The following is a 14,200-nucleotide window of genomic DNA, read 5'->3' as shown; positions in this document are numbered from 1 at the left end:
GCCATGTCATCCAAGCCTCTGACCGGAACCAAAGTCTTCCTGATGCTGCTCGCCTTCTTCGGCCTCGTCATCGGCGTCAACGCGACCATGATGAAGCTCGCGATCGCGACGCTGCCCGGCACCGACGTCGACAGCCCCTATGCCGCCGGCCTCGTCTACGATCGCGAGATCTCGGCGGCGCACGACCAGGCTGCGCGCAAATGGAAGGTCGACGCCCATGTCGAGCGCCGCAACGACGGCGGCGCCTCGGTCCAGGTCGAGGCGCGCGATGCCGGCGGGCAGCCGATCTCCGGGCTAAAGTTCGGCGGCAGGCTGGAGCGGCCGACCGACAAGCGCGCCGATCTCGCCGTCGAGCTCACCGAATCCGGCATCGGCCTCTATCGCGGCAGCGCCGAATCCGTCGCGCCGGGCCAATGGGATCTGGTGATCGAGGGCGAGGCGCGGGGGACGCGAGTGTTCCTGTCGCGCAACCGCGTGATCCTGAACTGAAGGACTTCGTCATGCACGTCACGCGCGATTTCTCTCACTACGTTCGCGAAGCGGGCGAGGGCCTCCGGCACATCGATCTCGCGGTCGAGGGCGTCCATTGCGCCGGCTGCATGGCCAAGATCGAGCGCGGGCTGTCGGCTATCCCCGACGTCACGCTGGCGCGCGTGAACCTAACCGACCGCCGCGTCGCGCTGGAATGGAAGGCCGGCACGCTCGACCCCGGCCGCTTCATCGACCGGCTCGAGGAGCTCGGCTACAAGGCCTATCCGTTCGAGACCGAGAGCGCGGAAGCGGCGGAGGTCGCCGAATCCCGCTTCCTGCTGCGCTGCCTCGGCGTCGCCGCCTTCGCCACTATGAACGTGATGATGCTGTCGATCCCGGTGTGGTCGGGCAACGTCTCGGACATGCTGCCCGAGCAGCGCGATTTCTTCCACTGGCTGTCGGCGCTGATCGCTTTGCCGGCGGCGGCCTATGCCGGCCAGCCGTTCTTCCGTTCGGCCTGGCGCGCGCTGTCGGCGAAGACCACCAACATGGACGTGCCGATCTCGATCGGCGTGATCCTGGCGCTCGGCATGTCCGTGGTCGAGACCATCCACCACGCCGAGCATGCCTATTTCGACGCGGCGATCATGCTGCTGACCTTCCTCCTGGTCGGCCGCGTCCTCGACCAGAACATGCGGCGCCGGACCCGCGCCGTCGCCGGCAATCTCGCGGCGCTCAAGGCGGAGACCGCCGCCAAGTTCGTCGGACCCGACGAGATCTCGCAGGTGCCGGTGGCGGTGATCCATCCCGGCGACATCGTGCTGCTGCGGCCCGGCGAGCGCTGCGCAGTCGACGGCACCGTGATCGAGGGCCGCTCCGAGATCGACCAGAGCCTGATCACCGGCGAGACGCTCTATGTCACGGCTGAGCAGGGCACGCCGGTCTATGCGGGATCGATGAACATTTCCGGCACGTTGCGGGTGCGGGTCTCGGCCGCCTCGGAGGCGACGCTTCTCGCCGAGATCACGCGGCTGCTCGACAACGCGCTCCAGGCCCGATCGCGCTATATGCGCCTCGCCGACCGCGCCTCGCGGCTCTACGCGCCGGTGGTGCACGCAACCGCGCTGCTGACCATCCTTGGCTGGGTCATTGCCGGCGCGAGCTGGCACGACGCGATCGTCACCGGCGTCGCGGTGCTGATCATCACCTGCCCCTGCGCGCTCGGCCTTGCCATTCCGACGGTGCAGACGGTCGCCTCGGGCGCGATGTTCAAGGCGGGTGTGCTGCTCAATGCGGGCGACGCGATCGAGCGGCTGGCCGAAGCCGACCATGTCATCTTCGACAAGACCGGCACGCTGACGCTGCCCGATCTCGAAGTGATGAATGCGGCTGACATCCCAGCCCATATCTTCGAACTCGCCGGGCGGCTCGCGCTGTCGAGCCATCATCCCGTCGCGGCGGCGGTCGCTCAGGCGGCCGCGGCGAAATCTCCGATCGTCGGCGCGGTGGAGGAGGCAGGGCAGGGCGTGCGCGCCGTGATCGACGGCGTCGAGCTTCGCCTCGGGCGTCCCTCCTTCTGCGGCGCCGAGGCGCTGGTCGGCGGTGCGGCGTTCGATCCCGAGGCGTCGATCGTCGCGTTCAGCAAGGGCGGCGAACGCTTCATCCTGTCCGTCCGTCAGGGCCTGCGGCCGGATGCGCGAGCTGTCATCGCGGCGCTGAAGGCGCGCGATGTCGGCATCGAGATCCTCTCCGGCGACCGCGAGCCGGCGGTGAAGGCAGCGGCGCATGCGCTCGACATCCCCGAATGGCGCGCCGGCGTCACGCCCGCCGACAAGATCGCGCGGATCGAGGAGTTGAAACGGCGGGGGGCCAAGGTGCTGATGGTGGGCGATGGCATGAACGACGCGCCCTCGCTAGCGGCAGCCCATGTCTCGATGTCGCCGATCTCGGCCGCGCATCTCAGCCAGGCGACCGCCGATCTCGTCTTCCTCGGCCGCCCGCTGGCGCCGGTGGTTGCGGCCATCGACGCCTCGCGCAAGGCGCTGCAGCTGATGCGGCAGAACCTCTGGCTTGCGATCGGCTATAATGTGCTCGCCGTGCCGGTGGCGATCAGCGGGGTGGTGACGCCCTTGATCGCGGCGGCCGCCATGAGCGGATCGTCGATCCTGGTGATGCTGAACTCGCTGCGCGCGCGCAGCACCTCGCGGGAGATCGTGTGATGGAGATCCTGGTCATCCTGGTCCCGCTGGCCCTGATGCTCGGCGGGGCTGGTCTCGTCGCTTTTCTGTGGTCGCTCCGGAGCGGCCAGTACGACGATCTCGACGGCGCCGCCTGGCGCGCCATCGCCGATGACGAGCCGCCGCAGGAAGCGGCGGCGAAACGCTAGCGTTTCAGGGCGAAGGTGAGCAGAGCAGCTAGCGCGAGTGATGCCCCGACGCCGGCGACACAGGCCTGCCAGCCGAAAGCATCGAAGAGGCGCCCGAGCACGGCCGTGCCGACCAGCCCGCCGCAGAAATAGCACGCCAGATATGTCCCGCTGGCGATGCCGCGGTTCTCCGTAGCGGTCTGTCCGACAAAGCCGGTAGCCACTGCCTGCGCGAAGAAGGTGCCGACGCCGAACAGAACCATGCCGGTGAGAACGGCGGCGAGATGCGCGGTCAGCGTCAGCGGCAGGCCGATGCCTGCGACAGCCAGCGCGCCCCAGATCGTCGACCGATATCCGATGCGCGCCACCGCCTTGCCCGCAAGCAGCGTCGTGACGATCGACGGCAGGAAGACGAAATAGACCAGGCCGAGGTCCATCATGCTGAGCGACAGCGGCGGCCGCACCAGCACGAAATTGACGAAGGTGAAGGTGCCGATGAAGGCGAACAGGATGCAGAAGCCGATGCCGAAAGCGGCGCGCAGCCGCCGATCGCGCCAATGCGCGATCGCGGCCTCGAGCGGCGCAGCCGCCGGCGTCATCGCATGCATCGGCTGCACGCGTCGGATCGTGAAATAGACCAGCAACGCGCCGGCGAGATTGAGCGCGGCGAACAGATAGAAATTCCAGGCGAGGCCGAGACCGTCGGCAACCGCCGCCGAGATCAGCCGGCCGACGAGGTTGCTCGCGACATTGCCGGTGATGTAGGCGGCGAACGCGCTGCCGGCATCCGTGGCGCTGCATTGCTCGCCGAGATAGGCGAGGGTGAGTGCGAACGCGGACGCCATGCATAGACCCTGCGCGACGCGCAGGGCGGTGAAGGCGGCAAGATTTGGCGCCAGCGCCAGCAGGCTGGTGGGAATTGCAAGAAGCATCAGGCTGAGCAGGATGCCGGCCCGCCGGTCGATATGCGGGCTGAAGAAGCCGACGACGATGCTGGCCGCGGCCATGCCGAAGGTGCTGGCATTGACGGCAAAGCCCATCGCCGCGGGCGTGACGCCGTAGTGCCGCGTCAGCGAAGGCAGGATGGCCTGCGTCGCGAACAGATCGACCACAGTCAGGAAGGCGGTGAGGCCGATCACGAGCGAGCGCAGCGCCAGGCCGGGGGAATGCGCATCCATCGTCGTCGTGATCGGCTTGATCGGTGCGGTCAGATCAGTCATGGCGCGGCATCTCCTCGACTTGTCATTCCGGATGCGGCGACTCCGGCGCTTGTCGGCGCCGAGCGCGCGCCTCGCCCTTCGAGACGACCGCTTCGCGGTCCCTCAGGGTGAGGCTAAGCAGCATCGGTGCTCGTTGAAACTGGCGCGACACACGCGATCCTCATCCTGAGGAGCCCGCCTGAAGCGGGCGTCTCGAGGGATGGCCGCGACGAACTACATATGATGATCGTTGGGATCCTTGCGGACGTCGCCGGCATAGAGAATGACGGTCTCCTTGCCGAGGTTCTTCCACCAATGCGAGGTGCCGGCAACTTCAGGACGGATGTCGCCGGCCTTGTGCACGATCGGATCGACGCAGTTGGAGGCGTATTCGACGATCTCGCCCTGCTGCACGAAGATCAGCGCCGGACGATCGTCATGGCTGTGCCAGGGCACGATGCCGCCGGGCGCGATGGTCAGCTTGCGGAAGCGCAGCTCGCGACCCTCGATGTGGGCGGGCTGCTTGCCGAGATCGATTGCGCCGAGCGTCACGTCGGTGACGCCGACCGGTTTGGTGTCGACCATCTGCCGTGCGTTCGGCTTGATCTTGTCGGCGGGGCAGTCGCCGGCGGAAACCGGCTGTGCCGACAGCGTGAGCACGCCGACGATGGCGAGGCCAGGCCAGATCAGACGCGACAAGGAATGGCTCCTGGACATGAAAAGGTCTCCTGTGTTGACCGCAACCGTGATGGTCGCGGGCCATGGCTGGAGCTTCGTCGAAACCGCGTCCCTCTAGAAATGCCGGCTTGCTCTCGATGCGATAGCGATGCGCTATGTTGATACGCGGCGGCTATCGATCCGATTGGGCAACGGCATTTCCGCTTTCAGAACTTCAGGCGTTCGATGACAAGGCGCCCGATTGGCGGGCGTTTATGTCAATCGGGAGGAGCCCCCCAATGCCGAGATTATCCAAGACACTGGCCGCCACCGCCGCCTTTGCAATCATCGCCACCTCAGCTTTCTCGCAGGCCACTTGGGACTTCAAGGCCGGCATGGCCTATGTCTATGGCGGGCCCGGCAAGATGTCGGCGATGGCCATGGCCCCGGCGGAGAAGAACCACGACGCCATGATGAAGAACGCCAAGAAGGTGCCCGACAACACCGTCTTCTTCATGAGCAACGGATCGCTATACTACACTCCGGGGCGGCTCGATCCGACCGGCAATTTCTACGTGAACTGAGCGGGGTCCCGGCAGCGCGGCCGCCCCTTGCGGGCGGCCGAAGCGGGAAATTAGTATTCACCGAACGGGAATGCCGGAGCAGGAAGATGACCTCTCTCTCATCAGCCGACGCCGAACAGCTCAGGCTCGCCTTCCAGCGCTGCCGCGACATGGACGGCACGTTGAACGAGCAGCTCCGTGCCTATGCCGATGCCAGCCGCGAGGTCTTTCCCGCCTATGGCGAGGCGGTTGATCGTCTCGTGGCGCGATTGGGCGGGAATGGCGGCGGCGAGACCGCGCCGCGCCCGGGCGATGCAATGCCGCCGTTCATGCTGCCCGACGAGGGCGGCCGTCTCGTCGCGCTGCCCGCACTGCTGGCGCGCGGTCCGCTCGCCGTGATGTTCTTCCGCGGCCATTGGTGTCCCTATTGCCGGCTCAATGTCCGCGCCGTGGTCCAGTCGCTGGACCGCATCAAGGCGATGGGAGCGCAGATCGTGGCGATCGTGCCGGAGACGCAGGAATATGCCGGGCAGCTCAAGGCCGAATCCGGCGCGCCGTTTCCGATTCTGACCGATCTCGACAACGGCTACGCGCTGTCGCTCAATCTCGCGATCTGGCTCGGCACGGAGATACAGAGCTTGCTGTCCTATCAGGACATGGCGAGATTCCAAGGCAATGATGGTTGGATGCTGCCGATCCCGGCCGTATTCGTGGTCGGACGCGACGGCATCGTGAAAGCCCGCTTCGTCGATCCGGACTTTCGAAAGCGCATGGAGATCGATGATCTGATCGAAGCGCTGGAAAGCGCGAGCCGGGAGAACTGAGGCGCGCATCTCTGTTGCCGCGAAGGGCGCGTGGCTCGAGACACATAGAGGTCTTGCAAAGCAGTGAGACGCAAGTTGGAGTGCCCTCGCCCCTTGCGGGAGAGGGCAGCAACGCTGGCAGACACGAGTTCGCTTGGGCGAGGGGTATGCCTCCAAGCTTTCCGTACGGATAGAACCCCTCATCCGGCGCTTCGCGCCACCTTCTCCCGCAAGGGGAGAAGGAAAGGCAGATGTTGCCCAACTACCCCGCAATCTCCCGCCAGTCGGCGCCGCGCAGCATCCGCATCACGGCGTTGCCCACGGCCGTGCGTTGGCGTCCTGCCACTCCATAGAGGTTGACGGTACGGCGGGCGTCCAGCCCTGCGACTGCGGCGCGCGTCAGCCGCTCCGGCACGGGCGAGGTGTGCGGCACCATGGCGACGCCCATGTCGGCCTCGACCAGCTCGATCAGGTCGCGTTCGTTCGAAATTTCGTGGCCGTGTTCGATGCCGTGCTCGCGCAGGCTGGCGGAGATGCGGCGCGCGTGCTCGCAGAAGGTCCGGCTGAGCAGCTGCTCGGATCGCAGATCGTCCAGATCGACCGAGTTACGGCCGGCCAGCCGGTGGCCTTCGCCCATGACGAGCTCGAAGTTTTCGGTGAACAGCGGCCAGATGTCGAGGCGGTCCCAGGCCTCGTCGATCTCGGCGGCGATGCCGAGCTCGGCCTCGCCCTTCTTCAGGAGTTCACCGACTTCGCGGCTCGTGCCGCGCAGGAAACGCAGTTCGAGCCGGTTGAACTGCCGCCTGATCTCGTTGAGGTGAGGAATCAGCAGGGCCAGGTCGATCGAATGGGTCAGCGCAATGCGGAGCGCGCCGATCTCACCGTTCTTGAACGAGGAGGCGAGTGAGCGCGCGCCGGCGGCGGCGTCATAGCACTGCTTGAGAAGCGGGAGCATGCGCTGACCGAGCTCGGTCAATTGCGCCGCGGGGCGCTCGCGGCGGAACAGGTCGCCGCCGAGTTCGGCCTCGAGCTGCTTGATCGCGCGCGTCAGCGACGGCTGCGTGACGTTGCACTCTTCGGCCGCGCGCGTGAAGTTCAAGAGCTGCGCCACCGCGAGGAAATAGCGGACCTGGTGCATTTCCATGGATCGGCTCCGAGCAAGAATTAAGCCGATCTTATCGGATCGGCTGGCGAATGACATCCCGCCGGCAATAGCGCGTGCCTATGGATTCGGAAGCCAGCCGGTATTTCCGTTTGGGCGGGCGATGCTCCAGCTTCTGCGCAGGCTGGAAAGCCCAGTCGTTGCAATGGAGACCGTGTCATGAACATGCCGCTGAAGGCGCAGACATCTCAGCCGGCCCGCGCCCTGGCGGGCAAGGTGGCGCTGGTCACGGGCTCGACCAGCGGAATCGGCCTCGGCATCGCGCGTGCGCTGGCCGCCGCCGGTGCCGACATCGTGCTGAACGGGCTCGGCGTCGCAAGCGAGATCGGTCGGACCCGCGAGCAGATCGCCGCCGAGTTCGGGATCAAGGCGAGCTACTCGCCGGCCGACATGACGAAGCCCAAATCCATCGCCGAGATGATCGCAGCCACCATCGCCCAATCTGGCCGGCTCGACATTCTCGTCAACAATGCCGGCGTCCAGCACGTCGCGCCGCTCGACCAGTTTCCCGTCGAGAAATGGGATCTGATCCTCGCGATCAACCTGACCTCGGCCTTCCACACCACGCGGCTCGCGCTGCCGGCGATGCGCCGGAACGGCTTCGGCCGGATCATCAACATCGCTTCCGCGCACGGTCTGGTCGGCTCGCCGTTCAAGGCGGCCTATGTCGCCGCCAAACACGGCATCGTCGGCCTCACCAAGGTGACGGCGCTGGAGACAGCCGAGGAAGGCATCACGTGCAACGCGGTTTGCCCCGGTTACGTCTTCACGCCGCTGGTCGAAGCCCAGATCGACGGGCAGGCCAAGGCGCATGGGATTTCCCGCGATCAAGTGGTCCGCGACGTGTTGCTGGCGCAGCAGCCCAACAAGCGCTTCGCCACGCTTGAGGAACTCGGCGCGCTCGCGGTGTTCCTGTCGACGGACGCGGCGGCTTCGATCACCGGCGTCGCACTGCCCGTCGACGGCGGCTGGACCGCGCACTAACATGGGCCGTCGCAACGAGCCGCAGTCGGCAACGAATGCCCTTGCAATGCAAGCTGATCAGGAGCCACTCATGAACGGTACGCAGACCAACATACAGGGCAACGACCTGCCGGGTCAGGTCGTTTTGGTGCTTCAGGGCGGCGGCGCGCTCGGCTCTTATCAGGCCGGCGTCTACCAGGCCTTGCACGAAGCTGGCATCGAGCCGGACTGGATCATCGGCACCTCGATCGGTGCGATCAATGCAAGCCTCATTGCCGGCAACCCGCCCGAGCACCGGCTCGCGCGCTTGCGGGAATTCTGGAAGCGGATGGAGCAGCAGCCGGTCTGGGACTGGCGCACCGCGTTTCCGGGCTTCAACGAGAAGCTGGCCTATTGGTCGACCGTCACCCACGGGATTCCGGGCTTCTTCCGGCCCAATCCCCTGGCGCATGCCGGCGATTCCTATCCGCTGGGTGCCGATCACGCGGGCTATTATTCGACCGTTCCGCTCGAGAAAACGTTGAACGAGCTCGTCGATTTCGATCTGGCCAACCGCTGCGCGCCGCGCCTCACGGTCGGTGCCGCTCATGTCGGCACCAGCGAGATGCGCTATTTCGACAGCCGGGACGGCGAATTGACGGTGAAGCATGTGATGGCGTCGGGCGCGCTGCCGCCGGCCTTCCCCGCCGTGCGCATCGACGGAGAGCTCTATTGGGACGGGGGCATCCTGTCGAACACGCCGACGGAAGCGGTGTTCGACGACAATCCACGCAGGAACTCGCTGATCTTCTCCGTGCATCTGTGGAATCCCGTCGGGCCCGAGCCGACCACGATGGCGGAGGTGTTGAACCGGCACAAGGACGTGCAATATTCCAGCCGTATCGCGAGCCAGATCGTGCGACAGCAGCAGGCCCACCGGCTGCGCCACGTGATCAACCAACTTGCGGCACGGCTGCCCGAGAGCGAGCGCAACGACCCTGCCGTGCGCGAGCTGGCGAGCTACGGCTGTCCGACCCGCATGCATGTGGTGCGGCTGCTGACGCCGCAGCTCGAGCGCGAGACCCACACCAAGGATATCGACTTCAGTCCGTCCGGGATCACGCGGCGCTGGCATGCCGGTTATGCGCACACGAAGGCGGTATTGGCGCGCAAGCCGTGGATTGGCGAATTCGATCCGCTCGCCGGCGTGGTGCTGCATGAGCATATTGACGAGATGCCGATGGCCGCCGAGTAGGGCGCCTCGCCTTCATCGAATTGCCAGCGGCCCTGCGGATGGTCGGCAGTCCGCAGCCGAAAGGTACTGCAAGTGGTGTCAGCCAGGGATCTGGAATCAGCCCTCGAACAGGTCCGCGCCTCGGCGCGCGGCCGCGCGCTGTTGCTGCAGCTGGCTCACCCGCTGCGATCGCCGCGCGGGAATAGGGGCTCGAGGCCAATCGTGTTTCAGCTGTCATTCCGGGGCGCGCGGAGCGCGAACCCGGAATCCATTTCTCCCAGCATTCCGGTAGAACGATGGATTCCGGGTTCGCGCCAAGCGGCGCGCCCCGGAATGACAGCGGTGCCTCACACCGACGCCAGCTTGCGATACAGCGCGCCGTAGCTTCCGGCCGAGATGCTCCAAGAGAACGAGCGTCCCATGGCGCTGCGGCGCATGGTGTCGAGCTGGTCGTGGGCCATGAAGGCCGAGAAGGCCCGCCGCACGCCGCCGAGGAAGGATTCGCGCGAGGGTCTCGAGAACAGGAATCCGGTCTCGCCGTCGGTGATGGTCTCGGCAAGGCCGCCGGTCTGGTGCCCGATCGGCAGGGAGCCGAAGCGCTGGGCGTACATCTGGCTGAGGCCGCACGGCTCGAACCGCGACGGCATCAGGGTGAAATCGCTGCCGGCGAAGATGCGGCGCGCCTGGGCATCGTTGAAGCCGATGGCGACGCCGATGGCATCGGGGCGGCGTCGATGCGCGTCGATCAAGGCCTGCTCCAGCGCCGGCTCGCCGGAGCCGGTGACCACGATCTGCCCGCCGGCATCGACGATCTCGTCGGCCGCAGACAGCACGAGGTCGATGCCTTTCTGGTGAACGAGCCGGGCGACGATGCCGAATATCGGTCCGCGCGAGACCGCCAAGCCGAACTGCTTGCGGACGTAGTCCGCGTTCGCCTTCTTGCCGACCCAGTCGCCCGCGCCGAACTGCTGGGCGAGCTTGGCGCAGGAGCGCGGGTCCCAACTCTCGTCGATGCCGTTGAGGATCCCGGTGAGCTCGGCGGCGTCCGAGCGCAGGCGGAGCAGGCCTTCGAGGCCGCAGCCGAATTCGGCCGTGGTGATCTCCCGCGCATAGGTGCCGCTGACGGTGGTGAGGTGCGAGGCGTAGACGAGGCCCGCCTTGAGGAAGGAGACCTGATCGTAGAATTCGACGCCGTCGATGTGAAAGGAGCTCTCCGGCGCCCCGATCCGCCGCAGGGAGTCCTTCGGAAAGATACCCTGATAGGCGAGGTTATGGATGGTCAGGATCGACGGCAGCTTGGCGCCGTGCCAGGCAAGGTATGCGGGCACGAGCGAGGCCTGCCAGTCATTGGCATGGACCAGGTCTGCTGCCCAATCCTTGTCCAGCCTGCCCATGGCGAGCTCAGCCGCCGCCGAGGCAAAGCGCGCGAAGCGGATGTCGTTGTCGGGCCAGTCGCGTCCGGACTCGTCGCCATAGGGATTGCCCGGACGGTCGTAGAGCTGTGAGCACAACAGCACGTAGACCGGCATGCCGTCCTTGGTGGCGGCCCGGCCGAGCGAGCAGGCCGGCATTTCCGCGAATGCAGGGCAACGGCCGACGATCTGAATATGCGTGAGTTGCTCGATGATGTCGCGATAGCCCGGCAGCATGATCCGGATATCGGCGAAGGAGCGAAGTGCACGGGGGAGCGCGGCGGAAACCGCGCCCAACCCACCAACGCGGACGAAGTCGTCCATCTCTGTGGTGACGAACAAGACCCTCAAGAACGGCGCCCTCTTCCCATCCCGCTTGCTGCCATGCAAGAACGGGTCCAATTGTCCTAAAACTTCTCAAGCCCGCCCACGCGGTGCGCCGTTCGGTAAATACTTTCCTACTCAGCCGCCGCCCTCTAGGGTCGCCGCACCAACCAGAGAGAACAGTGAAGGTTCCAAAGAGCTCCAGGATGCAGCTACCAGATAAGCATGAGGAGACGACGACAAAGGCCTTCGCGGGCCTGCGTGTCCTGGATTTTTCGACCACGATCGCCGGCCCTCATTGCACCCGGATGCTCGCTGACATGGGCGCCGAGGTCATCAAGATCGAGACTGACGGCGGCGAGACGATGCGGACCCGGCCTCCGCTCCGCAACGGGTGCAGCACCGCGTTCGGCCAGCTCAATGTCGGCAAGAAGAGCGCGGTGCTCGACCTCAAGTCCGAGAACGACAAAGAGGCGGTGCGCCGGCTGGCCGCCACCGCCGATATACTGGTCGAGAACTTCCGCCCCGGCGTGATGCAGCGGCTGCGGCTCGACTACGAGAGGCTGCGGCCGCTCAACCCGCGGCTGATATACTGCTCGATCTCCGGCTATGGCCAGACCGGCCCCTCGGCCGAGCTGCCGGCCTACGCTCCCGTGATCCACGCGGCCTCCGGCTACGACATGGCGCATCTGGCCTACCAGCCCGGCCGCAGCCGTCCCGACTATTGCGGCATCTACCATGCCGACGTCGTCACCGGCACTTACGGTTTCGGCGCGATCGCCTCGGCGCTCTATCAGCGTACGGTGACAGGTGTCGGCCAGCACATCGACGTCTCCATGCTGGAGACGATGCTGTCGCTGACGCTGACCGAGTTGCAGAACTCGCAGTTTGCCGTGGCGCCGCCGCCACGCCCGATGTTCGGGCCGACCGAGACGGGAAACGGTTATGTCATGATCACGATCGCCAGCGAGAAGACGTTTCAGGCCCTGATGGGGGTGATCGGCCGCCCCGACTGGATTTCCGATCCGCGCTTCGCAACTTATGCCGCGCGCCGGGAGAACTGGGCGGAGCTGATGGACGGCGTGGAAACCTGGTCGCGGCAGCTGACCACCGATGCATGCCTCGTCGCGCTCGGCGCTGCGGGCGTGCCGGCCTCGGCCTACCGCACCGTGTCCGAGGCGCTGGCCGATCCGCAGCTTGCGCACCGCCGGGCGCTCTCCGAGGTGCGGGACGAGGGTGGCTCGTTCCAGGTGCTCAACCTGCCGTTCCGGATGTCGGGGGCTGACACGGCGCCTGCCAGGACGGTGTCCGTGCTCGGTGAGCACACGGATGCGGTGCGTAAGGCGATGGGCGTTTCAGGCCATGCGCCCATTCCGCCAGGCAAAACAGCCGCGACATCCTGACCACGTTGCCGCCGCCTGCGGCGTCGAATCCGCGTGCGTTCCTCTTGCCGTGGCGAGCAATTGTCGCCAATCTCGCCCTCAAGTCGTTCAACGATCCGAAACATCGGACGAGGGATCCCGGGAGGAACCATGACGGACATTGCTGCCGCGGCACGCAAGCGCGCGCCGATTCTCCTCGTTGCGGCAATTGCGTGGACCGCGCCGGCGCAGGCGCAGAAACCGGGCGGCAGCATCACGGTCGGCCAGGAGCTGGAGATCGCAGGCTTCGATCCGCTCAAGGTCGGCGTCTACGACACGTCCACCAATACCGCGGCCGCCGCGATCTTCGACACGCTGACCACGCTCAACGACAAGGGCGAGCCTGCACCCAAGCTCGCCGTTTCCTGGACCCACTCCGACGATTACAAGAGCTGGACCTTCAAACTGCGCCAGGGCGTGAAATTCCACGACGGCACGCCGTTCAACGCGCAGGCCTTCAAGGAGAATTTCGATCGGCAGAAGGATCCCGCCAACAAGTGCCGCTGTGCCTTCTACATCACCAACGTGAAAGAGGTGCTGGCACCGGACGACCACACCCTCGTCTACAATCTCACCGATCCTAGCGTGAACCTGCCGGCGACGATCACCATCCAGAGCCAGAACAACGTCATTCATTCGCCGACCGCCTGGAAAACCAAGGGCGATGACTACAACCGCAACCCCGTCGGGACCGGTCCCTACATCCTGAAATCATGGACCGCCGGCGACCGCATGGTGCTGGAGAAGAACCCCAATTATTGGGACAAGGGCCGTCCCTATCTCGACCGCATCGTCCTGAAGCCGCTGCCCGACGCGCAGTCGCGCTTCGCCTCCCTGCAATCGGGCGAGGCCGACATCATCTGGGACGACGAGAACGACGCCGACAACATCATGAAGGCGCAGAAGGACCCCAAGCTCACCGTGCACACGTACAAGGGCTCGGGTGCTGCGGTCTATGCCTTCAATACCAAGGTGGCGCCGTTCGACGACGTCCGCGTGCGACAGGCGCTGGTGATGGCGATCGACCGCCCCAAGATGTCGCAGGCGATCAGCAACGGCCTGAGCCGGCCCGCGACCAATCCTTACGGCGACGGCTCCTGGGTCAAGTGCAAGGACGACGGTGCGCTGCCGTTCGACCTCGAAAAGGCCAAGGCGCTGCTCAAGGATTACGGCAAGCCGGTCGAGTTCAAGATGCTGGTGACCGCAACGCCGCGCGGCCGCATGGTCGGCCAGGTGCTCCAGCAGTTCTGGAAGCGCGCCGGTGCCAACATGGAGATCGAGCAGGTCGATCAGGCCACCATTCCCTCGCGCGCCTTCACCCGCCAGTTCCAGCTGACGCCGTGGCGCATCGTCGATCTCGCCGATCCCGATCCGCAGATGTACGCGAATTTTCGCAGCGGCAGCCCGCTGGCGCTCGCCGGATATTCGAATCCCGAGCTCGACAAGCTTCTCGACCACGCGCGCGTCACCGCCGATATGGGCCAACGCACCGAGGATTACTGCGCCATCAGCCGCCTGATCAACAAGGAGGCGATCTGGTTCTGGACCTTCCAGAATACCTATTACGCGCTGTCGAGCGCCAGGCTGAAGGGCTTCCCGAAGATGTACAATGGCGTGATGGACGTCTCGACCACTTGGCTGGAATGA

13 protein-coding genes are annotated in these 14,200 nt (G+C 65.8%); 9 read left to right on the top strand and 4 right to left on the bottom strand.

Going from position 1 to position 14,200, the window contains the following annotated elements; translation table 11 throughout:
- The first annotated feature begins 3 nt into the window (after window positions 1-3).
- Genes AC3WLX_RS08890 through ccoS form a run of 3 tightly spaced genes read left to right on the top strand, consistent with a single transcriptional unit; the run spans window position 4 to window position 2,857 of the window.
- Window positions 4-489 (top strand): FixH family protein, encoded by a 486-nt coding sequence (locus AC3WLX_RS08890; protein WP_291627909.1) that lies wholly within the window; start codon window positions 4-6, stop codon window positions 487-489.
- A gap of 11 nt (window positions 490-500) precedes the next feature.
- Entirely contained in the window at window positions 501-2,690 is a 2,190-nt protein-coding gene (locus AC3WLX_RS08885; RefSeq protein WP_492335540.1) for a cation-translocating P-type ATPase, read from the top strand.
- Window positions 2,690-2,857 (top strand): cbb3-type cytochrome oxidase assembly protein CcoS, encoded by a 168-nt coding sequence (gene ccoS, locus AC3WLX_RS08880; protein ID WP_492335539.1) that lies wholly within the window; start codon window positions 2,690-2,692, stop codon window positions 2,855-2,857. Before AC3WLX_RS08885 ends, ccoS begins: the two co-directional genes overlap by 1 nt.
- On the opposite strand, the gene AC3WLX_RS08875 is transcribed toward ccoS, so the two are convergent.
- Together AC3WLX_RS08875 and AC3WLX_RS08870 are read right to left on the bottom strand one after the other, a co-directional pair.
- Entirely contained in the window at window positions 2,854-4,056 is a 1,203-nt protein-coding gene (locus tag AC3WLX_RS08875; protein ID WP_492335538.1) for an MFS transporter, read from the bottom strand. The two genes, ccoS and AC3WLX_RS08875, sit on opposite strands and share 4 nt — an antisense overlap.
- Before the next feature lie 213 nt (window positions 4,057-4,269).
- Complete coding sequence (locus AC3WLX_RS08870) at window positions 4,270-4,752, bottom strand: cupin domain-containing protein (RefSeq protein ID WP_492335537.1); 483 nt, start codon at window positions 4,750-4,752, stop codon at window positions 4,270-4,272.
- Between the two features lie 239 nt (window positions 4,753-4,991).
- Between AC3WLX_RS08870 and AC3WLX_RS08865 the strand changes: the two genes are divergently transcribed.
- Both AC3WLX_RS08865 and AC3WLX_RS08860 read left to right on the top strand, forming a co-directional pair.
- Complete coding sequence (locus AC3WLX_RS08865; protein ID WP_291627646.1) at window positions 4,992-5,276, top strand: hypothetical protein; 285 nt, start codon at window positions 4,992-4,994, stop codon at window positions 5,274-5,276.
- 86 nt (window positions 5,277-5,362) lie between these two features.
- Entirely contained in the window at window positions 5,363-6,079 is a 717-nt protein-coding gene (locus tag AC3WLX_RS08860) for a peroxiredoxin-like family protein (RefSeq protein ID WP_291627644.1), read from the top strand.
- A 241-nt stretch (window positions 6,080-6,320) separates the two neighbouring features.
- Here the strand turns inward: AC3WLX_RS08860 and AC3WLX_RS08855 are convergent, their stop codons facing one another.
- A complete protein-coding gene (locus tag AC3WLX_RS08855) occupies window positions 6,321-7,202 on the bottom strand; it encodes a LysR family transcriptional regulator (RefSeq protein ID WP_492335536.1) in 882 nt (293 codons plus the stop codon).
- A 177-nt stretch (window positions 7,203-7,379) separates the two neighbouring features.
- On the opposite strand from AC3WLX_RS08855, the gene AC3WLX_RS08850 reads away from it, so the two are divergent.
- Together AC3WLX_RS08850 and AC3WLX_RS08845 are read left to right on the top strand one after the other, a co-directional pair.
- Entirely contained in the window at window positions 7,380-8,204 is an 825-nt protein-coding gene (locus tag AC3WLX_RS08850) for a 3-hydroxybutyrate dehydrogenase (protein WP_492335535.1), read from the top strand.
- Between the two features lie 70 nt (window positions 8,205-8,274).
- Window positions 8,275-9,417, top strand: coding sequence for a patatin-like phospholipase family protein (locus AC3WLX_RS08845; protein ID WP_492335534.1), 1,143 nt, complete (start codon window positions 8,275-8,277; stop codon window positions 9,415-9,417).
- Between the two features lie 326 nt (window positions 9,418-9,743).
- Here AC3WLX_RS08845 and glgA read toward each other — a convergent pair whose 3' ends face one another.
- On the bottom strand, window positions 9,744-11,159 hold the full coding sequence (gene glgA / locus AC3WLX_RS08840; protein WP_492335533.1) for a glycogen synthase GlgA: 1,416 nt from the start codon (window positions 11,157-11,159) through the stop codon (window positions 9,744-9,746).
- A 179-nt stretch (window positions 11,160-11,338) separates the two neighbouring features.
- Between glgA and AC3WLX_RS08835 the strand changes: the two genes are divergently transcribed.
- Together AC3WLX_RS08835 and AC3WLX_RS08830 are read left to right on the top strand one after the other, a co-directional pair.
- Window positions 11,339-12,535 carry a CaiB/BaiF CoA transferase family protein gene (locus tag AC3WLX_RS08835; RefSeq protein ID WP_492335532.1) on the top strand — a complete coding sequence of 399 codons (1,197 nt, stop codon included), beginning with the start codon at window positions 11,339-11,341 and terminating at the stop codon, window positions 12,533-12,535.
- Window positions 12,536-12,664: 129 nt separating this feature from the next.
- Entirely contained in the window at window positions 12,665-14,200 is a 1,536-nt protein-coding gene (locus AC3WLX_RS08830; protein WP_291622470.1) for an ABC transporter substrate-binding protein, read from the top strand.

This window comes from Bradyrhizobium sp. FW305-F6, from assembly GCF_058782905.1.
Note: the sequence above shows the minus strand (reverse complement) of the source record. Positions and strands in the feature narration are given on the sequence as shown.

Bases quoted from the DNA above. Each gene is read 5' to 3' on its own strand.
- AC3WLX_RS08890 (WP_291627909.1), top strand. From the start codon at position 4: ATGTCATCCAAGCCTCTGACCGGAACCAAAGTCTTCCTGATGCTGCTC.
- AC3WLX_RS08885 (WP_492335540.1), top strand. From the start codon at position 501: ATGCACGTCACGCGCGATTTCTCTCACTACGTTCGCGAAGCGGGCGAG.
- ccoS (WP_492335539.1), top strand. From the start codon at position 2,690: ATGGAGATCCTGGTCATCCTGGTCCCGCTGGCCCTGATGCTCGGCGGG.
- AC3WLX_RS08875 (WP_492335538.1), bottom strand. From the start codon at position 4,056: ATGACTGATCTGACCGCACCGATCAAGCCGATCACGACGACGATGGAT.
- AC3WLX_RS08870 (WP_492335537.1), bottom strand. From the start codon at position 4,752: ATGTCCAGGAGCCATTCCTTGTCGCGTCTGATCTGGCCTGGCCTCGCC.
- AC3WLX_RS08865 (WP_291627646.1), top strand. From the start codon at position 4,992: ATGCCGAGATTATCCAAGACACTGGCCGCCACCGCCGCCTTTGCAATC.
- AC3WLX_RS08860 (WP_291627644.1), top strand. From the start codon at position 5,363: ATGACCTCTCTCTCATCAGCCGACGCCGAACAGCTCAGGCTCGCCTTC.
- AC3WLX_RS08855 (WP_492335536.1), bottom strand. From the start codon at position 7,202: ATGGAAATGCACCAGGTCCGCTATTTCCTCGCGGTGGCGCAGCTCTTG.
- AC3WLX_RS08850 (WP_492335535.1), top strand. From the start codon at position 7,380: ATGAACATGCCGCTGAAGGCGCAGACATCTCAGCCGGCCCGCGCCCTG.
- AC3WLX_RS08845 (WP_492335534.1), top strand. From the start codon at position 8,275: ATGAACGGTACGCAGACCAACATACAGGGCAACGACCTGCCGGGTCAG.
- AC3WLX_RS08835 (WP_492335532.1), top strand. From the start codon at position 11,339: ATGCAGCTACCAGATAAGCATGAGGAGACGACGACAAAGGCCTTCGCG.
- AC3WLX_RS08830 (WP_291622470.1), top strand. From the start codon at position 12,665: ATGACGGACATTGCTGCCGCGGCACGCAAGCGCGCGCCGATTCTCCTC.